This is a genomic window from Mycobacterium sp. UM_Kg27 (genome assembly GCF_000972905.1).
Lineage (GTDB): Bacteria > Actinomycetota > Actinomycetes > Mycobacteriales > Mycobacteriaceae > Mycobacterium.
This window is the reverse complement of record NZ_JRMM01000085.1, coordinates 1-18,314: the sequence shown is the minus strand read 5'-3', so window position 1 is coordinate 18,314 and position 18,314 is coordinate 1. Positions and strand designations below refer to the sequence as shown.

Sequence of the window (18,314 nt, the reverse complement as noted above, 5' to 3'; positions counted from 1 at the left end):
CGGCGGCTTCAACTTCGGCCCTAACGGAATCGGCGCCGGCGGCGGACAGAACAACAGCGCCAACGTCAACATGGGGCCCTTCGGCGGCGGTTACCACGCCAATACCGGTGGGGGCGTCAACTTCGGCGGCCGGTAACCGGCAATACAGGGCCTGCGGGGCGCCCCTGACGGGCGCCACGCAGGCCTTGTTGTGTCAGGTGGGGCTAGGCGGCCAGGTAGGCCACGGCGTCCCGCAACCGCTCGGCGGCGGTACGCAGCGCACCGGCATCGGGTCCGTCCCGCAGCACCTCCCGCGAGACCGCCGGCAACAAGCTGCCCGCAGCGGCCCCTCCCAGCCCGGCAAGGGCCTCTGGGCGCCCTCCCTGGGCTCCAATGCCCGGCACCAGCACCGGCCCACCCAGGGCGCTCAGATCGGGCACCTCGCGCAGCGTGGCGCCCACCACGACCCCGACCGAACCCAGGCTCGCCGCGCCCTCGGCCCGATTGGCTTCCGCGGCCGCGTCGACGATCGCCTGTGCCACGGTGCGGCCGTCGGCGTCTCGGGCACGCTGCACACTGGCCCCCTCCGGGTTTGAGGTGGCGGCCAACACGAACACTCCCCGCCGATGCTGCGCGGCGGTCTCCAGTAACGGCTGCAGCGACCCGAAGCCCAGGTAGGGCGAGGCCGTCACCGCATCGGCAGCCAACGGCGACGGGCCGGCCCAGGCGGCGGCGTAGGCGGCCATGGTCGAGCCGATGTCGCCGCGCTTGGCGTCGGCCAGCACCAACACACCGGCCTCGCGCAGCGCCGCGATGGTGTGCTCCAGCACGGCGAAGCCGGCCGACCCGTAGGCCTCGAAGAACGCCACCTGCGGCTTGACGACGGCGAACCCGGCGAACGCCGCCACACACGTCTCGCTGAACGCCGCCAGCCCGTCCGGCGTCGCGGGCAAGCCCCACGAGGCCAGCAGTTCGGGGTGCGGATCGATGCCCAGGCACAGCGGCCCGCGGGCCGCTGTCGCTTCGGCCAGGCGTGCCCCGAACCCCGGTGTCACTACTGCCCGCCCAGGGTGCTGTGCAGCTCCTGCAGCGAGCGCACCCCGATATCGCCGCGGATGCCCGCCTCGATGCCCTGCACCGCCGCGGCCGCACCCTGAACAGTGGTGATGCACGGGATGTTCACGCTGACCGCTGCCGAACGGATCTCGTAGCCGTCCACCCGCGGGCCGGAGTTGCCGTACGGGGTGTTGATCACCAGGTCCACCTCCCCGGCCCGGATCGCGTCCACCGCGGTCAGCTCCGGGCGCTGCGGACTGGGTTCCTCGAAATTCTTGCGCACCACATCGCACGGAATCCCGTTGCGGCGCAGCATTTCCGCGGTCCCCTCGGTGGCCAGCACCCGGAAGCCCAAGTCGGCGAGCCGTTTGACCGGAAACACCAGGGAACGCTTGTCATGGTTGGCCACCGACACGAAGACCGTGCCCTGGGCCGGCAGCGACCCATAGGCGGCGGTCTGGCTCTTGGCGAACGCGGTGCCGAAATCGCGGTCGATGCCCATCACCTCACCGGTGGACTTCATCTCCGGGCCGAGCAGCGAGTCGATGCCCGAGCCGTCCGCGCGACGGAAGCGGTGGAACGGCAGCACGGCCTCCTTGACCGCGATGGGGGCGTTCGGGCCGACGGTAGCCCCGTCCCCGGAGGCGGCCAACAGGCCCTCCGAGCGCAGCTCGGCGATCGTGGCGCCCAGCATGACGCGCGCGCACGCCTTGGCCAGCGGCACCGCGGTGGCCTTGGACACGAACGGGACGGTGCGGCTGGCCCGCGGATTGGCCTCCAGGACGTAGAGCACGTCATCTTTGAGGGCGAACTGCACATTGAGCAGTCCCACCACCCCGACGCCGTGTGCGATGGCCTCGGTGGCCCGCCGCACCTTCTCGATGTCGCTGCGCCCCAGCGTCACCGGCGGCAGTGCGCACGCCGAGTCACCGGAGTGGATGCCGGCCTCTTCGATGTGCTCCATGATGCCGCCGATGTAGACCTCGGTGCCGTCGCACAGTGCGTCGACGTCGATCTCGATGGCGTCTTCGAGGAACCGGTCGACCAGCACCGGATGTTCCGGGGACAGCTGGGTGGCCCGGGTGATGTAGCCGTGCAGCGTCTCTTCGTCGTAGACGATCTCCATGCCGCGCCCACCCAGCACGTAGGAGGGACGCACCAGAACCGGATAACCGATGTCGGCGGCGATCCGCTTGGCCTGCTCGAAGGTCGTCGCGGTGCCATACCGCGGCGCCGGTAGGCCGGCGGTGGTCAGCACGTCACCGAATGCGCCGCGGTCCTCGGCCAGGTCGATGGCTTCCGGGCTGGTTCCCACGATCGGCACACCGGCATCGGCGAGCCGCTGGGCCAACCGCAACGGGGTCTGTCCGCCCAGCTGCACGATCACGCCGACCACCCCGGGGCCGCCCTGCCCGGACTGCTGTTCGGCGTAGTACACCTCGAGCACGTCCTCGAACGTCAGCGGTTCGAAGTAGAGCCGGTCGGCGGTGTCGTAGTCGGTGGACACCGTCTCGGGGTTGCAGTTGATCATCACCGTCTCGAACCCGGCCTGGCTCAAGGTGATCGCGGCATGCACGCAGCTGTAGTCGAACTCGATGCCCTGGCCGATCCGGTTGGGCCCGGAACCCAGGATGAGCACCTTGGGCTTGACCTCCTGGGGCGCCACCTCGGTCTCCGCGGCGGGGTCGAGCTCGAAAGTGCTGTAGTGATAGGGCGTCTTGGACTCGAATTCCGCCGCGCAGGTGTCGACGGTCTTGAACACCGGGTGAATGCCCAGCCGGTTCCGCAGCAGCCGCACCCCGTCCTCACCGGCCAGTTCCGGGCGCAGCACGGCGATCTGATGATCCGACAGGCCGCTGTATTTGCAGCGGCGCAGCAGGTCCGCGTCCAGCACCGGGGTGTCGACCACCTCGGCGCGCAGCGCCACCAGGCCGTTGATCTGGTCGACGAACCACGGGTCCACACCGGAGGCCTCGGCGACCGCTTCCACACTGGCGCCCAGCCGCAGCGCCAGCTCGATGTCGTAGAGCCGGCCCTCGGTGGGGGTGCGCAGCCGCTCCAGCGCTGCGGTGGCCGAGTCTTCGTCGGGGTCCGGTTTGGTCCAGAACCCGGCGCGATCGGTCTCCAGCGAGCGCATCACCTTGCCGAGCGACTCGATGAAGTTGCGGCCCAACGACATCGCTTCACCCACCGATTTCATGGTGGTGGTCAACCGCGGGTCGGCGCCGGGGAACTTCTCGAACGCGAAGCGCGGCGCCTTCACCACGACGTAGTCCAGCGCCGGCTCGAAGCAGGCCGGGGTCTCTTTGGTGATGTCGTTGATGATCTCGTCGAGGGTGTAGCCGATCGCGAGCTTGGCGGCGATCTTGGCGATCGGGAAGCCGGTCGCCTTAGACGCCAGCGCACTGGATCGCGAGACCCGCGGATTCATCTCGATCACGATGAGCCGACCGTCCTTCGGGTTGACCGCGAACTGGATGTTGCAGCCGCCGGTGTCCACCCCGACCTCGCGCAGGATCGCGATGCCCAGATCGCGCATCCGCTGATATTCCCGGTCGGTCAGTGTCATCGCCGGGGCGACGGTCACCGAGTCGCCGGTGTGCACGCCCATCGGGTCGACGTTCTCGATCGAGCAGACCACGACGACGTTGTCGTTGCCGTCGCGCATCAGCTCGAGCTCGAATTCCTTCCACCCGTAGATGGATTCCTCGATCAAGACGTTGGCCGTCGGCGAGGCGGCCAGGCCGTCGCCGGCCATCCGCTCCACCTCGTCGAGGCTGGCCGCCAGCCCGGATCCCAGACCGCCCATGGTGAAAGAGGGGCGAACGACGACGGGCAACCCGAGTTCGGCGACGGTCTCGGTGACCTCGGCCATGGTGTAACAGACCCGGGAACGCGCCGACTCGCCGCCTACCTTGGCGACGATGTCCTTGAACTGCTGGCGATCCTCGCCGCGCTGGATCGCCTCGAAGTCCGCGCCGATCAGCTCGACCCCGTAGCGCTCCAGCACCCCGTGCTCATGCAGAGCCACCGCGGTGTTCAGCGCCGTCTGCCCACCCAGGGTGGCCAGCAGCGCATCGACCTTGTTGCCGCGCTCAGCCTGCTGAGCCAGCACCTTTTCGACGAACTCCCAGGTGATGGGCTCGACGTAGGTGTTGTCGGCATATTCGGGGTCGGTCATGATGGTGGCCGGATTGGAGTTGACCAGGCTCACCTGCAGGCCTTCGGCCTTGAGCACGCGGCAGGCCTGGGTCCCCGAATAGTCGAATTCGCAGGCCTGTCCGATCACGATCGGCCCGGAGCCGATCACCAGAACATGGCGCAGGTCGGTACGGCGCGGCATTACTTCTCCCCTGCCATCAGGTCGACGAACTGGTCGAACAGGTACTCCGCGTCGTGCGGTCCGGCCGCGGCCTCCGGGTGGTACTGCACCGAGAACGCCCGGCCGTCGGCGAGCTTGACGCCCTCGACGACTCCGTCGTTGGCGCAGGTGTGGCTGACCACCGCCGGGCCGAAGTCGGTGTCAAAGCGTTGGCCTGCTTCGCCTTCCAGCGCAAAGCCGTGGTTCTGCGCGGTCACCGCCACCCGCCCGGTGGCGTGGTCGATCACCGGGATGTTGATGCCGCGGTGGCCGAACGTCATCTTGTAGGTGTTCAGGCCCAGTGCCCGCCCCAGGATCTGGTTGCCGAAACAGATTCCGAACAACGGGATTCCGGCACCGAGCACCTCGCGGGTCAACGCCACCATCGCCTCCGCGGTGGCCGGGTCCCCGGGCCCGTTGGACAGGAACACTCCATCTGGCTTCAGGTCGGCGATCTGTGCGAAGTCCACCGACGACGGCAGCACGTGGCTGCGGATTCCGCGCCGCGAGAAGTTGCGCGGCGTGTTGGTCTTGATGCCCAGGTCCAGCGCGGCGATGGTGAACCGGTGTGCGCCCTCGGGTTCCACCACGTATCCGGCGTCGGTGCTGACCTGCCCGGCGAGGTCGGCGCCGAGCATCGACGGCTGCTCACGGACCCGGGTCACCAACTCATCCGGTGATGCCAGCGCGTCACCGGAGAACACCCCGGCCTTCATCGAGCCGTGATTGCGCAGGTGGCGCACGATGGTCCGGGTGTCGACCCCGGCGATACCGACGATGCCCTGACGGACCAGCTCGTCGTCGAGGGTTCCGGTGGCCCGCCAGTTCGACGCCCGCGGCGACGGGTCGCGCACCACATAGCCCGCCACCCAGATCTTGTCGTCGCGGCTCTCCCCGTCCTCGCGGTTCCAGCCGGTGTTGCCGATCTGCGGGGCGGTGGCCACCACGATCTGCCGGTGGTAACTGGGATCGGTCAGGGTCTCCTGATAGCCGGACATGCCGGTGGAGAACACCGCCTCACCCAGGGTCTGTCCCACGGCCCCGAACGGCGTTCCGGTGAACGTCCGGCCGTCCTCGAGAACCAGCACCGCACGCGAGTTCATCTGTCGTCTTCCTCTTCTTCCAACCAGCGGCTGTGCTCCGCGCGGTCGTCCGCGCGGAAGCCGGTGTCTATCTCGGTGCCCGACGGCAGTTGCCAGCGGATCGCCAGCACTCCGTCGTGGCTGCGCGTTGGGATCGTGCGCCCGACGATGCCGCGTTCGGCGCGAACGGCGATCACCGTCTCCGCAGGGATCCAGATCGGCCGGGCGCCGCTGCGCTGCACCATGATTCCCTCGGGATAGCGGGTCAGCACCGCCTTGGTGCGATAGCCCAGGTCGCCGACCACCACCCGGTCGTTCCACTTCGGGGCCAGCGTGCAGCCCAGATACTGCCCGCGGGTGGCGGCCACAGTCGGTGCCCCCACCGTGTCGGGCACCGTGGGCAGGGTCCCGATCAGCGCGTCCTGCAGCTGGCCGCGACGGCGCCAGCCGCGCATCATCAACCGGATCACCACGCCGATCAGCACCACCAGCAGAAACGCGAAGACCAGCGAGCCGATCAGCGTGGGCGTGTTCATACCGGGCTCTTCCCGTCCCGGGCGGTGATCCGGCCACGCAGCAGGGTCGCGGTGACGGTCGCGGGCAGGGTCATCTCCTCATAGGGGGTGTTGTCCGAACGGCTGGCCAGTTGCGCACCGGCGACCACCCAGGTGGTGTCGGGATCGATGACGGTCAGGTTGGCCGGCTCGCCCACCTCCAGTGGACGGCCCTGATCCGGCAGACCGACGATCTGCGCGGGCCGCTCGCTCATCACCCGGGCCACGTCACGCCAGGTCAGCCGACCGGTCTGCACCATGGTGGCCACCACCACCGAAAGCGCGGTCTGCAGGCCCAGCATCCCGGGCCGGGCGGAGGCGAATTCGCAGGTCTTCTCGTGTTCGGCGTGCGGGGCGTGATCGGTGGCCACGCAATCGATCACGCCGTCGGCCAACGCCTGACGCAGCGCCTCGGTGTCGGAGGCCTCGCGCAGCGGCGGGTTGACCCGGTTCATTCCGTCGTAGTCGACGAGCCGGCTGTCATCGAGCATCAGGTGGTGCGGAGTGACTTCGGCGCTCACCGAGATACCTTGCGCCTTCGCCCACTTCAGCAGCTCCACGGTGCCGGCGGTGGACGCATGGCAGATGTGCAGTCGGGCGCCGGCGTCGCGGGCCAGCAGGACGTCTCGAGCCACAATCGACTCTTCGGCGACGCGCGGCCAGCCGGCCAGGCCCAACCGGGCCGCGTTGGGCCCCTCGTGGGCGACCGAGCCGACAGTCAGCCGTGGCTCCTCGGCGTGCTGGGCGATCAACACCCCCAGTCCGGTCGCGTACTCCAGCGCGCGGCGCATCACCAGCGGGTGGTCCACACAGACACCGTCGTCGGAGAACATCCGAACACCGGCGGTGCCGGCGGCCATCATGCCCATCTCTGTCAGCTGCGTGCCGCCCAGCCCGACCGTGACTGCGCCGACCGGGTGCACGTCGACCAGGCCGATCTGCTGGCCGCGCTGCCAGACATGGTCGGTGACCACCGGAGAGTCGGCCACTGGATCGGTGTTGGCCATCGCGAACACCGCGGTGTAGCCGCCCAGGGCCGCCGCCGCCGAGCCGGTTTCGATGTCCTCGGCGTATTCGCGTCCCGGTTCACGCAGATGGGTGTGCAGGTCGACGAAGCCCGGCAGCAACACCTGTCCGGGCGCGTCGATGACCTCAGCGCCGTCCGGTACGGACAGACCGGTCCCGATCTGCACGATCTGGCCGCCTTGCACCAGGACGTCGACCTGGTCGCCTTCGCCGTAGCACCGCACTCCGCGGATCAGCACGCTCACAACGCTGCTTCCTCTCCAGCCGACCCCGCGGATCCGCTGCCCACCAGCAGATGGAACAGCACCGCCATGCGCACGTGCACGCCGTTGGAAACCTGTTGCAGCACCGCGGATTGCGACGAGTCAGCGACCGACGAGGAGATCTCCATGCCGCGCAGCATCGGACCGGGGTGCAGCACCACCGCGTGGTCGGGCAGCATCGCCCGGCGCTTCTCCGAGAGCCCGTACCGCACCGAGTACTCCCGCGTAGACGGGAAGAATCCGCCGGTCATCCGCTCGGCCTGCACCCGCAGCATCAGCACCGCGTCGGCCGCGGGCAGCTCGGCGTCGAGGTCGTAACTCACGGTCACCGGCCAGTCGCTGCCCCCGGCCGGCAACAGCGTCGGCGGGGCGACCAGCACCACCTCTGCGCCGAGGGTGGCCAGCAGTTGCACGTTGGAGCGGGCCACCCGGCTGTGCACGATGTCGCCGACGATCACCACCCGTCGGCCCTCGATTCCGCCGAGTCGTTGGCGCAGCGTCAGCGCGTCCAGCAGCGCCTGGGTCGGGTGTTCGTGGGTACCGTCGCCGGCGTTGATCACCGACGGCCCGGTCTCCTCGGCGCGCGCGGTCCACTCGGCGAGCAGGTGCGCCGCCCCCGAGGACGGGTGCCGGATGATCAGCGCGTCGGCGCCGGCAGCGCGCAATGTCAACGCGGTGTCGCGCAGCGACTCGCCCTTGTTGACCGAGGATCCCGACGCCGACACGTTGATCACGTCGGCGCTCATCCACTTGCCGGCCACCTCGAACGAGACCCGGGTCCGGGTGGAGTTCTCGTAGAACATGGTGATCACGGTGCGCCCGCGCAGGGTGGGCAGCTTTTTGACCTCGCGTCCCACCAGCGCCTGAGCGAAACGGTCGGCGTCGTCGAGGATCGCGGTGGCCTCATCACGGCTCAAATCGCCGGCTGCCAGCAGATGCCTGGTGCTCATCGGGTAATCACCACCTGGTCGCGGCCGTCGTGTTCAGCCAGTAGTACGTGCACGCTTTCGCCGCGGGCGGTCGGCACGTTCTTGCCGACATAGTCGGCGCGCACCGGCAGCTCGCGGTGGCCGCGGTCCACCAGCACAGCCAGCTGCACGATCCGGGGTCGCCCCACGTCGCGCAGCGCGTCCAGTGCGGCCCGCACCGATCGGCCGGCGAAGAGCACGTCGTCGACCAGGATCACGCACGCGTCGTCGATGCCGCCCGCCGGAATCGAGGTGGGCTCCAGCGGCCGCGGGGGCTGACGCATGAGGTCGTCGCGGTACAACGTGATGTCCAGCGCTCCGTGCGCGACATCAACTCCGCAGAATTCGCTGATCTTGGCGGCCAGCCGCTGGGCCAGGGTGACGCCGCGGGTGGGTATGCCCAACAGCACGACGCGCGGGGAGTTGGCTCTATCGGGGTCGTCTAAGGCCGTCTTCTCGATGATCTGATGTGCGATCCGAGAAACAGTGCGACCCACATCCGCCGAGGACATCAATTCCCGGTCGGTGCTGGAATTACCGGCAGCGCCCATGCGAAACCGCAGGACCTCCTTCTCCGCCTCGCAGGACGGCTCATTAAAGGATGTCGAACTGCCGGGTAGCCTAACACCCGCCGCGCTTGCGGTCGCCGCTAACCTGACCGGGTGAATCTCGACCCGAATCAGGCGCCCCTGCGCGAGGCCTGCGACACCGGCCTGCTGGCCGGCGTGGTGACGCTGGTCTGGCAGCGCGGCTCGGTGCTGCAGGTCAACGAGATCGGCCACCGCGATGTCGGCGCCGGCCTTCCGATGACCCGCGACACGGTCTTCCGGATCGCCTCCATGACCAAGCCGGTCACCATCGCCGCCGCGATGACCCTGGTCGACGAAGGACGGCTGCGGCTGACCGACCCGATCGCCCACTGGCTGCCGGAGTTCGCGGCGCCGCGGGTGCTGGTCGACCCGGCCGGTTCGCTGGAATCGACCACCGCGGCCCGGCGCGCGATCACGGTCGACGACCTGATGACCCACCGCTGCGGCATCGGCTACGGATTCTCCGTGCCCGGTCCGATCGCGCGGGAGTACCAGCGTCTGCCCTTCGGTCGCGGACCCGAAGCCTGGCTGACGGCGCTGGCGGCGTTGCCCCTGGTGGATCAGCCCGGTGAGCGCATGACCTACGGCCACGGCACCGACGTGCTGGGTGTGCTGCTGTCGCGGATCGAGGGCAAGCCACTGCCCCAGGTGATCGAGGACCGGATCCTGGGCCCGCTGGGAATGACCGACACCGGCTTCTGCGTCACACCGCAGGCACGTGGGCGCAGCGCCACCATGTATCGCGTCGAGGGGGAAACGCTGCGCGACGATGCGATGGGTCCGGTGCCGATCACGATGCCGGCGTTTCCCAACGCCGGGGGCGGCCTGATGTCCACTGCCGACGACTACCTGGCGTTCGCCCGGATGTTGCTGGCCGACGGCATGTTCGACGGCACCCGGGTGCTCTCGGCGGAATCCGCGCGGGCGATGCGCACCGATCAGCTCACCGACGACCAGAAGCGGCACGCGTTCCTGGGCGCCCCGTTCTGGGTCGGTCGCGGGTTCGGTCTCAACCTGTCGGTGGTGACCGACCCGGCGAAGTCCCAGCCGCTGTTCGGACCGGGCGGTGCGGGCGCGTTCGGCTGGCCGGGCGCCTACGGCACGTGGTGGCAGGCGGATCCGGCCGCGGACCTGATCCTGATCTATCTGGTCCAGAACTCTCCGACGCTCTCCGCCGACATGGCCGTCGCGGTCGCCGGCAATACCTCGATCGCCAAGCTGCGGGTGGCGCAGCCGAAGTTCGTCCGCCGGACCTACGCGGCGCTGGGTCTGTGAGCCCGGTCTAGCGGCCCTCGCCCGCGAGGCTCGCTCCTGCCCGGCGAGCCTTCGCCAGCGCGGCGTCGCGCATCTGTTCCCGCTCCTCGGCGGTCCAGCGCGTGGTCGGTTCGAAGACCAGGGTCTGCACGTTGTAGCCCAGCATGGTGAACACGTACTCCAGATAGGGGCGCTGGAAGTCCTGCAGGTCGGCACGATTGCCGTCGTACGCGCTGGAGCGGGTCAAGACGAGTTGCAGCGGCTTGCCCTGCCCCAACGTGCCCACGTGTTCGCCGCGCTCGTTGAGCGTGAAGCTGGCCATCGGTTGCACGATGACGTCGATCCACGCCTTCAGCGCATGCGGCACATGCCAATTCCACATCGGCGACGACACCACCAGGCGGTCGAATGAACGCACCCGGTCGATTTCGGCCAGCACCTCCGACCAGATCTGCTTCTGCTCAGGGGTGCGGCGTTCGCCGTAGAGCGGAGCGAACTTGGCGAATGCGGCGTCGCGCCCGAACACCAGCATCTCGTCGGTCCACACCGAGAACCGTTCGACGTCGCCGACCGCTGCCGCGGGCGCGGCGTCCAGAAAGGCCTGGGTCAGTGCCGAGGACAGTGAGTGCTCTTGCTTCGGACTCGCTTCCACCCACAGCGTTTTCATGGTGCCCTTCGTGGTCAGATCATCGAGATCGGTGAGATCTTCACGCCGGCCTCGAGTGCGCCAGACAACTCGCGTGCCACGTCGTAGTCGAAGACTACGTGCCCGCAGATCACGTCGACATCGCGTTTGGCGCGCTGCAGCGGGCTGGTTACGAACTGCGCACTGGCACCGGAGGCTTCGAGCAGATCGGCGATCACGGCGCGGGATTCGTGGACGATGTACGCGGCCGCCGCCCGGGCATCGGCCCGAGTGGAACGGCTGATCCGCTCCCGCGCGTCCACCGCACCTTGAATCCGGCCGACAGTGTCGCCGAGCAAGCCGCGCAGCGCACGCAGCCGAACCCGCGCATCACCGAGGCGAATCTGGGCCGCCGGCTGATTCTTCTGCGCGGCACCGGAATACGCCAGGACCCGTCCGGCCAAGCGCTCGGCGAACAAGTCGGCGACCCATTCGGCCGACCCGAGGGCGGGCATCGCGGCGACCAGGGCCAGCGCCGGGACCATCGGCCACCGGTACGCCGAGCCGTCGTGCAGCTCGGCGCCGGTCGCGGTACCGGAGTAGATGTCGACGACCTTGACCAGCCGGTGCGACGGGACTAACACATCCTCGATGACGACATCGTTGGAACCGGTGGCCCGCATGCCCGCGGTGTGCCAGACATCCTCGATGTGAATGTCGGCCGCCGGGAGCAGCACCAGCGCAGGGTAAGGGCCGTCGTCGGGACCGCAGATCGCTCCGACCATGATCCAGTCGGCATCCATCACCCCGGTCGCCCATGACCAACGCCCGGACAGCCGGATTCCGTCACCGTCGGGCACGCCGCGTCCGGTCGGCGCCAACGGCGCCGGGCACAGCACCGGCCCGTCGGCGAACACCTCGTCCTGGGCCTGCTCACCGAAGAGCGCCAGCATCCAGTTGTGCAGGATGTAGAAGCCGAGCGTCCAGGCACTCGACGCGCAGCCATGCGCCATGCGCCGAATCGGGTCGAGGATCTCGGGAAACTCGGCCTGGCGTCCGCCGTAGCGTGCCGGCAAGAGCAGGTCGGCCAGCCCGGACTTTCGGAATTCGTCGACGGTGTCTGCCGGCAGTCGGCGCAGCTCCTCGGCCGCCGCGGCGCGCTGCGCCAGTCGGGAGATGAATTCCTCGGACACCACCGGTGCCATCGTGGTCGCCATGGTCGGACCGTACCATACCTTTTGGTATGGACGTCAGTGGCGAAGCATGACGTCCAGGAACTGTTCTCGCCGTCCCGCGGCCGATGAGCTCGGCGCCGACCCGGCCAGATGCAGAAACCCGATTCCGGCGGCGAACGTTGCGTTGGCACGCATCTCGGCCTCGTCTGCATCGAAGCCGTCGTCGAGAAACACCTGCCGAACCGCTTGGAGCACCCGCCGATCCGAGCTGCGTACCGCCGCGGCGACGCTGTCCTCCGACCGCGCCCATTCGCGCATCGCACGTTCGAGCATCCAATGCGCGGGCCCGACCAGGGCGGTCATCATGCGCGACAACCGCTCACGCGGAGGCAGTTCCGACAGCGCATCGAAGTCGCCGCGTTCGGAGTCGCGCACGGTCGCCCAGGTGTCGACCAGTCCCTGGCGGTAGGCCTTCATGTCGGCGAAATGCCAGTAAAAGCTGCCTTTGGTGACCCCGAGCCGTTTGCAAAGTCGGTCGATGGTCAGCGCCTTGAGCCCGTCTTCGGCCAGAATCCGGAAGCCGGCTTGCACCCAGTCCTGCACGGACAGCCGGGGATTGCCACCCGACCCGCCAACTGCGTCCGACGTGGCCATGACGAGTCAGCGTACTTAATCGGCGAGGCCGGGTGCCTGCGCGTAGCGGTCCAATGCCTCGGGCGTGAACACCGCCAACCCCAGCTCGGGGTTGTAGCCGTGAATCTCTTTCACGTCGAGTTCGGCCAGGAAGTAGAGGATCTCCTTGGAGATCACCTGACCGGGAACCAGCACCGGGAACCCGGGCGGGTAGGGCACCACGAAGGTCGTCGAGACCAGCGTCTTACCGTCGGCGACCCGGCGCCCGGCGTCGCCGAGCATCACATACTCGCGGTCGGCCTCTTCATAGCCGGCGTAAAACGCCAATCGCATGTCGCCGAATGTGCTGGCACCGCCGGGACGAAACGCGGGCGCGAACTCGCTGAAATCCGGCAATGGCGGCAGGTCTTCGGTGATCTCAACGGTTTTGCGCTGCTGCAACGCCCGATCGTCGCTGCTGGCCGCCGCCCAGGCCCGGTCCAGTTCGCCGGCGACCCGGCGCAACGCATCGAGCAGGTAGTGCACGCTGGACCAGGTGACACCAATGGTGAAGATCAACAGCACAGAGTTGATGGAGGTCTTGTTGATCTGGATGCCGAATCGGTCCATCAGGACCTTCTCGCGGAATTCATAGCCGTTCATCCCGGTCCGACCCACGAACAGCGTCACCCGGGTCGGGTCCAACACGAATTCGTCGGAACGCCAGGCCTCGTTCCACTCCGCCAAACCGCCCTGGCGGACCTGACGGTAGGAACTGACCGTGGAATTCCGGAACTCATCGGGCACCAGGTCGTCCTCATCGAGAATCCGGAACCATTTGTTGATCAGCCGGTCTTTACGAACCCGGTGGCGAAACACCAGCGCCATGTCGTAAACCCTCCGGACCAGGTCAAAGCCTTCGATGTCCACCTGGCGGCGCGCCAGATCCAGCGAAGCGAGCAGCTGCTGGTTCGGTGAGGTGGAGGTGTGAGTCAAAAACGCCTCGGCGAACGCATCCCGCGCCAGCGCGTTGAAGTCCTTGTCCCGGACGTGGATCATCGACGCCTGCCGCAGGGCCGACAAGGACTTATGCGTGGAGTGGGTCGCATAGACCCGCACCCGCGCCGAGGGAGCCGGCAGCAGCCGGTGTTCGCTCCACTGGTCGCGATCAATGCCCGCCATGGATTCGCGCCATGCCTGGTACTCCTGGGCGTAACGCGGTGAGCCGAGCATGCTCTCCAGGCGTTCGGCGGCCACCATGGCGGTGCGTTGCCGGGCCCACGGCACCGCCGTCGCGAAGGCGTACCAGGCCTCATCCCAAAGGAAACAAATGTCCGGCTTGATCGCCAGGACTTCCTCCATCACCCGGCCGGGGTTGTAGACGACGCCGTCGAATGTGCAGTTGGTCAAAGACAACATCCGGACCCGGTGCAGCTGTCCGGCGGCTTCCAGGTCCAGCAGTGCCCGCTTGATGGTGTGCAGCGACACCGCGCCGTAGATCGCCGTGGCCGCCAGCGGGTAGGCGTCCAGGTACATCGGATAAGCACCGGCCAGCACCAGACTGTAGTGATGCGACTTGTGACAGTTGCGGTCGATCAGGACGATGTCACCGGGCCGGGTCAACGCCTGCCCCACGATCTTGTTGGCCGTCGAGGTCCCGTTGGTGACGAAATAGGTGTGGTCGGCGTTCCAGGTCTTGGCAGCCTTTTTCATCGCCACCCGGATGGTGCCGTGCGGGTCCAGCAGCGAATCCAACCCGCCCGAGGTCGACGAGGTTTCGGCCATGAAGATGTTGCGGCCGTAGAACTCTCCCATGTCCTGCAGCGAGCGGGAATTGAAGATGCTGGCGCCGCGGGCCACCGGCAACGCGTGGAACTGACCGACCGGCTCGGCAGCATAGGCCCGCAACGCATCGAAATACGGTGTGGCGTAGCGCTTCCGGATTCCGGCAAGCACCGTGCTGTGCAGATCGGTGACGTCGTTGAGCCGGTAGAAGGTGCGGTCGTAGACGTCGGGCTCTTCCTCGGTGTCCGCGGCGATGGATTCGTCCGTCAGCAGATACAGGTCGATGTGGGGACGCAGCAGCCGCATCCATTCGCCGCACTCGATTGCGTCGTGGCTGCCATCGACGACTCCCGCGTCGTCGTTGGCGCCCAAAAGCGTGGTCATCAGCGGGACCCGGTCGCGCGATCGCAGCGGAAGGTCGTGGCGCACGATCGCCGCCTGGATCTCACCGTTGAGCGCTACGGCCGTGACGGCGTCCTCAACGCTGGAGGCCACCAACAGTTCGATCTGCACCTCGTCGTCGAGGTTGCGCAGTGCGCGAAGGCTTTCCGCGAGGCTTTCCGGTGCATCAGGGGGCGAGTCGTCGGCCAGCAGCACGGTGTAGAACTGCTGCCGCCGGGCCTGCGCTACCAATTCCTGATCAGACAGCGGTAACCCCAGGTCGAACAGCGCTGCCCGGTCGCCGTAGTCCGACAGCAGCCGCACCACCAGCGACACCTGCTCGGTCAGCGACACCGTCGCCATGCCCTCGAGGTAGTTGCGAAACGCCGCCAGCCTTCCCGCGCCGGGGAACAACCAATATCGCTCGTAGGCTTCCAGGCGTTGCATCAAGCGCTTGACCTGCGCATATTGGTGGGCGGTGTCCATCCCGGCGCGGTCGACCGCCGCCAATTCCCGACACGCGTCGTCGAGCAGGTTCCAGGTGTCCACCCGCGAATACGACGGGTTCGCCACCGCCGCTAAAGCCGATACTCGTAGTCTCCGATTCCGTGCGTCCCAATCTTGGCCCATGGGGCCAGTCTGCATGATCTTGACGCGGATCGGCCGGTTTAGCGACCTCCGGATCCCTCGGCCGACAGGCCTCGCGAAACCCGGCTTTCAGTCCTGCGGGGTGTCCTCGGAGTCGGGCTCACCGGGTGTGACCGCCGGCTCGCTCGCCGCCCGCACCGCCAGCGAGGCGGCCCGCAACTGCGGTGTCACCAGCATCACCTGGCCCAGCACGCCGTTGATGAACCCGGGCGAATCGTCGGTGGACAACTCCTTGGCCAGCTTCACCGCTTCGTCCACGGCGACCGGCTCCGGGACGTCATCGGCATGCAGCAATTCCCAGATCGCCACCCGCAGGATCGCCCGGTCCACGGCCGGCAGCCGCTCCAGCTTCCAGCCCTGCAGGTGCGAGGTGATCAGGTCGTCGATGTGGGCGGCGTGCTCGGTGACCCCCTTGGCCACCGTGACGGTGTACGGGTGCAGCGGTGACACGTCGGGCTGCTCACTCGCCAGCGCCGTTCGCAGCTCCGCGCCTTGGGCCGGGGTCAGGCCCCGGGCCTCGGCCTCGAAGAGCACGTCGACGGCACGCCTACGGGCCTGGTGCCGGCCCTTCACCGGCTTGCCAGCAGGCATGGTCAGGAGTTGACCCGTCCCAGGTAGCTGCCGTCGCGGGTGTCGACCTTCAGCTTGTCTCCGGTGTTGATGAACAGCGGCACATTGATCTGGGCACCGGTCTCCATGGTGGCCGGCTTGGTGCCCGCGCTGGACCGGTCGCCCTGCAGGCCGGGCTCGGTGTGGGTGACCTCCAGCTCGACGCTGACCGGCAGCTCCAGATACAGCGGCACCCCGTTGTGGAAGGCGATCTGCACCAGCATGCTCTCCAGCAGGTAGTTCGCCGAGTCGCCAACCAGCGATTCCGGCAGCGGGTGCTGCTCGTAATCCTCGCTGTCCATGAACACGAAGTCGTTGCCGTCGCGGTACAGGTAGGTGGCGTCGCGGCGGTCCACGGTGGCGGTCTCCACCTTCACGCCGGCGTTGTAGGTCTTGTCCACGACCTTGCCCGACACCACATTCTTGAGCTTGGTGCGCACGAAGGCCGGACCCTTGCCCGGCTTGACGTGCTGAAACTCGGTGATCTGCCACAACTGGCCGTCGATCACCAGCACCAGCCCGTTTTTGAAGTCAGCAGTTGAAGCCACGGTCGTTCACGTCTCCTAGAGAATGGTCAGTTCCTTGGGGAACCGAGTCAGCAGGTCCGGGGCCTGCCCGGCAGTATCAGCGACCACGAGCGTGTCCTCGATACGGACCCCGCCACGATCAGCCAGATAGACGCCGGGCTCTACGGTCACCACAGCACCGGCAAGCAGTGTACCGTCGGCCGCCGCATTGATTCCGGGCGCTTCGTGAATCCGCAACCCGACCCCGTGGCCGAGGCCGTGACCGAAGGTCTCGCCGTAGCCGGCCTCGGCGATCACGGTGCGCGCGGCGGCGTCGACCGCACACAGTTCCACGCCCGGTTGCAGCGCCTCCCGGCCGGCCCGCTGCGCGGCCTGCACCACCTGATAGATCTCCCGCTGCCAGTCCGCGGGCGGCCCCAGCACGAACGTGCGGGTCATGTCGGAGTGGTAGCCGGCCACCAGGGCGCCGAAGTCGATCTTGACGAAGTCCCCGGCGGCCAGCACGGCGTCGGTAGGCCGGTGATGCGGAATCGCCGAGTTGGGGCCGGTGGCCACGATCGTCTCGAACGATGCGGCGTCGGCCCCGTGGTCGAGCATCAGGGCTTCCAGTTCCCGGCGGACCTCCCGTTCGGTGCGCCCCGGCCGCAGTCCACCGCGGTCCACCAGCTCACCCAGAGCCGCGTCGGCAGCCTCGCAGGCCAGTCGCAGCATGGCGACTTCGCCGGCGTCTTTGACCTCGCGCAGCGCCTCCACGGTGTTCGAGGCCCGGACCAGCTCGACGGGGCTGTCCCCGCCGGGCACTGCTCGCTCCCCCCGCAGGGCTGCCGAAAGGGCATCGAATCCGTCCACGGTCACCACGTGGGCCTCGAAGCCGACCCGCAGCGCCCCGGCCGCCGCAGCCTGGGTGAGAAGGTGCCGGGGCGCGGCGCGTTCGATCGCGACCTGCAGGTCGGGGGCCTGGCGGGCAGCCTGTGTGCGATAGCGACCATCGGTTGCCAACACCGGTGGCCGCTCGTCCGCATAGACCAGCAGCGCCCCGGCCGAACCGGTGAACCCGGACAGATAACGCACGTTGATCAGGTCCGTGACCAGCATCGCGTCCAGGTCGGCGGCGCCGATCGCAGCACTCAGACGCGCCCGACGGGAGGAATGTGTCACGCGGTGTGACGGTACTCGCTACGCTGTGGCCCCATGAGCAAGTGGTTTCTGCGCGGGCTGGTGTTCGCTGCACTGATGGTCGTGATCCGCCTCATCCAGGGGGTGCTGATCAACGCCTTCGAGGCGCAGGCCGGTCTGATCAGCCTGGCATTGATGATCGTGTTCGCGATCGCAGTGTTCGTCTGGGGCCGTTCCGACGGCCGTGAGGACGCCAAAGCCACCGCCGACCCGGACCGGCGCGCTGACCTCGCGATGACCTGGCTGGGCGCCGGGCTGGTCGCCGGACTGCTCAGCGGCTTCGTCTCGTGGCTCATCGGCCAGGTCTACAAGGCGCTCTACATCAGCACCTTCTTCAACGAGCTGACCAGCTTCGCGGCCTTCACCGCGCTGCTGGTGTTCGTGGTGGCGGTGGCCGCCGTGGCCCTCGGGCGCCGCGCCATCGACAAGGAGTACGAGAAGCATCCGGAACGCCGCCCGGTGCGGGCCGCCGCGGAGGAGAGCCAGCCGCCGACCGACGTGTTCGCCACCGTCGGCGCCCCCGCGCTGGCCGCTGAAGAGACCGGTGCCGTACAGACCGAGGCTGCCGCGCCGGCTACCGAGGCGACGCTCACCAGCCCCGACGGTCTTTCGGGAGGCTTCACCCTGTCTCTTATACACATCT

Annotated in this window: 16 protein-coding genes; 2 read left to right on the top strand and 14 right to left on the bottom strand. The window is 68.1% G+C overall.

The window, feature by feature from the left end:
- Nucleotides 1-203 precede the first annotated feature (203 nt).
- From pyrF to pyrR, 7 genes are read right to left on the bottom strand one after another with little or no spacing between them, the layout of a single operon-like run.
- A complete protein-coding gene (gene pyrF / locus LI94_RS13960; RefSeq protein ID WP_024443563.1) occupies nucleotides 204-1,034 on the bottom strand; it encodes an orotidine-5'-phosphate decarboxylase in 831 nt (276 codons plus the stop codon).
- Nucleotides 1,034-4,378: a carbamoyl-phosphate synthase large subunit gene (gene carB, locus LI94_RS13955; RefSeq protein WP_046301555.1), complete on the bottom strand. Its 3,345-nt coding sequence runs from the start codon at nucleotides 4,376-4,378 to the stop codon at nucleotides 1,034-1,036. Before carB ends, pyrF begins: the two co-directional genes overlap by 1 nt.
- A complete protein-coding gene (gene carA, locus LI94_RS13950; RefSeq protein WP_046301554.1) occupies nucleotides 4,378-5,499 on the bottom strand; it encodes a glutamine-hydrolyzing carbamoyl-phosphate synthase small subunit in 1,122 nt (373 codons plus the stop codon). Before carA ends, carB begins: the two co-directional genes overlap by 1 nt.
- Nucleotides 5,496-6,014 (bottom strand): hypothetical protein, encoded by a 519-nt coding sequence (locus tag LI94_RS13945; protein WP_046301553.1) that lies wholly within the window; start codon nucleotides 6,012-6,014, stop codon nucleotides 5,496-5,498. The genes carA and LI94_RS13945 overlap by 4 nt, the downstream gene beginning before the upstream one ends.
- The gene (locus LI94_RS13940; protein ID WP_046301552.1) at nucleotides 6,011-7,303 is read right to left on the bottom strand and encodes a dihydroorotase; all 1,293 of its coding nucleotides are present in this window, start codon (nucleotides 7,301-7,303) and stop codon (nucleotides 6,011-6,013) included. Before LI94_RS13940 ends, LI94_RS13945 begins: the two co-directional genes overlap by 4 nt.
- Nucleotides 7,300-8,271 carry an aspartate carbamoyltransferase catalytic subunit gene (locus tag LI94_RS13935; protein ID WP_046301551.1) on the bottom strand — a complete coding sequence of 324 codons (972 nt, stop codon included), beginning with the start codon at nucleotides 8,269-8,271 and terminating at the stop codon, nucleotides 7,300-7,302. The genes LI94_RS13940 and LI94_RS13935 overlap by 4 nt, the downstream gene beginning before the upstream one ends.
- The gene (gene pyrR / locus LI94_RS13930; RefSeq protein ID WP_024442183.1) at nucleotides 8,268-8,840 is read right to left on the bottom strand and encodes a bifunctional pyr operon transcriptional regulator/uracil phosphoribosyltransferase PyrR; all 573 of its coding nucleotides are present in this window, start codon (nucleotides 8,838-8,840) and stop codon (nucleotides 8,268-8,270) included. The genes LI94_RS13935 and pyrR overlap by 4 nt, the downstream gene beginning before the upstream one ends.
- A 111-nt stretch (nucleotides 8,841-8,951) precedes the next feature.
- Here pyrR and LI94_RS13925 point away from each other — a divergent pair, with 111 nt between their 5' ends.
- Complete coding sequence (locus tag LI94_RS13925) at nucleotides 8,952-10,154, top strand: serine hydrolase domain-containing protein (protein WP_046301550.1); 1,203 nt, start codon at nucleotides 8,952-8,954, stop codon at nucleotides 10,152-10,154.
- Nucleotides 10,155-10,161: 7 nt separating this feature from the next.
- On the opposite strand, the gene LI94_RS13920 is transcribed toward LI94_RS13925, so the two are convergent.
- The 7 genes from LI94_RS13920 to LI94_RS13890 all read right to left on the bottom strand — a co-directional run bounded on the left by LI94_RS13920 (nucleotide 10,162) and on the right by LI94_RS13890 (nucleotide 17,653).
- On the bottom strand, nucleotides 10,162-10,800 hold the full coding sequence (locus tag LI94_RS13920) for an NAD(P)H-dependent oxidoreductase (RefSeq protein ID WP_046301549.1): 639 nt from the start codon (nucleotides 10,798-10,800) through the stop codon (nucleotides 10,162-10,164).
- Between the two features lie 14 nt (nucleotides 10,801-10,814).
- Entirely contained in the window at nucleotides 10,815-11,963 is a 1,149-nt protein-coding gene (locus LI94_RS13915) for an acyl-CoA dehydrogenase family protein (RefSeq protein ID WP_046301557.1), read from the bottom strand.
- A 45-nt stretch (nucleotides 11,964-12,008) separates the two neighbouring features.
- Entirely contained in the window at nucleotides 12,009-12,587 is a 579-nt protein-coding gene (locus LI94_RS13910) for a TetR/AcrR family transcriptional regulator (RefSeq protein WP_024442179.1), read from the bottom strand.
- Nucleotides 12,588-12,602: 15 nt separating this feature from the next.
- Complete coding sequence (locus LI94_RS13905) at nucleotides 12,603-15,341, bottom strand: aminotransferase class I/II-fold pyridoxal phosphate-dependent enzyme (protein WP_046301548.1); 2,739 nt, start codon at nucleotides 15,339-15,341, stop codon at nucleotides 12,603-12,605.
- A gap of 87 nt (nucleotides 15,342-15,428) precedes the next feature.
- Nucleotides 15,429-15,950: a transcription antitermination factor NusB gene (nusB, locus tag LI94_RS13900; protein ID WP_046301547.1), complete on the bottom strand. Its 522-nt coding sequence runs from the start codon at nucleotides 15,948-15,950 to the stop codon at nucleotides 15,429-15,431.
- Between the two features lie 2 nt (nucleotides 15,951-15,952).
- A complete protein-coding gene (efp, locus tag LI94_RS13895) occupies nucleotides 15,953-16,516 on the bottom strand; it encodes an elongation factor P (RefSeq protein WP_024442176.1) in 564 nt (187 codons plus the stop codon).
- 15 nt (nucleotides 16,517-16,531) lie between these two features.
- Nucleotides 16,532-17,653 (bottom strand): Xaa-Pro peptidase family protein, encoded by a 1,122-nt coding sequence (locus tag LI94_RS13890; protein WP_046301546.1) that lies wholly within the window; start codon nucleotides 17,651-17,653, stop codon nucleotides 16,532-16,534.
- Between the two features lie 33 nt (nucleotides 17,654-17,686).
- On the opposite strand from LI94_RS13890, the gene LI94_RS13885 reads away from it, so the two are divergent.
- Nucleotides 17,687-18,314: B-4DMT family transporter (locus LI94_RS13885; protein ID WP_192830978.1), on the top strand; the 628-nt coding region annotated here is incomplete at its 3' end.

Bases quoted from the DNA above. Each gene is read 5' to 3' on its own strand.
- carB (WP_046301555.1), bottom strand. From the start codon at position 4,378: ATGCCGCGCCGTACCGACCTGCGCCATGTTCTGGTGATCGGCTCCGGG.
- carA (WP_046301554.1), bottom strand. From the start codon at position 5,499: ATGAACTCGCGTGCGGTGCTGGTTCTCGAGGACGGCCGGACGTTCACC.
- LI94_RS13945 (WP_046301553.1), bottom strand. From the start codon at position 6,014: ATGAACACGCCCACGCTGATCGGCTCGCTGGTCTTCGCGTTTCTGCTG.
- LI94_RS13935 (WP_046301551.1), bottom strand. From the start codon at position 8,271: ATGAGCACCAGGCATCTGCTGGCAGCCGGCGATTTGAGCCGTGATGAG.
- pyrR (WP_024442183.1), bottom strand. From the start codon at position 8,840: ATGGGCGCTGCCGGTAATTCCAGCACCGACCGGGAATTGATGTCCTCG.
- LI94_RS13920 (WP_046301549.1), bottom strand. From the start codon at position 10,800: ATGAAAACGCTGTGGGTGGAAGCGAGTCCGAAGCAAGAGCACTCACTG.
- LI94_RS13915 (WP_046301557.1), bottom strand. From the start codon at position 11,963: ATGGCACCGGTGGTGTCCGAGGAATTCATCTCCCGACTGGCGCAGCGC.
- LI94_RS13910 (WP_024442179.1), bottom strand. From the start codon at position 12,587: ATGGCCACGTCGGACGCAGTTGGCGGGTCGGGTGGCAATCCCCGGCTG.
- LI94_RS13905 (WP_046301548.1), bottom strand. From the start codon at position 15,341: ATGGGCCAAGATTGGGACGCACGGAATCGGAGACTACGAGTATCGGCT.
- nusB (WP_046301547.1), bottom strand. From the start codon at position 15,950: ATGCCTGCTGGCAAGCCGGTGAAGGGCCGGCACCAGGCCCGTAGGCGT.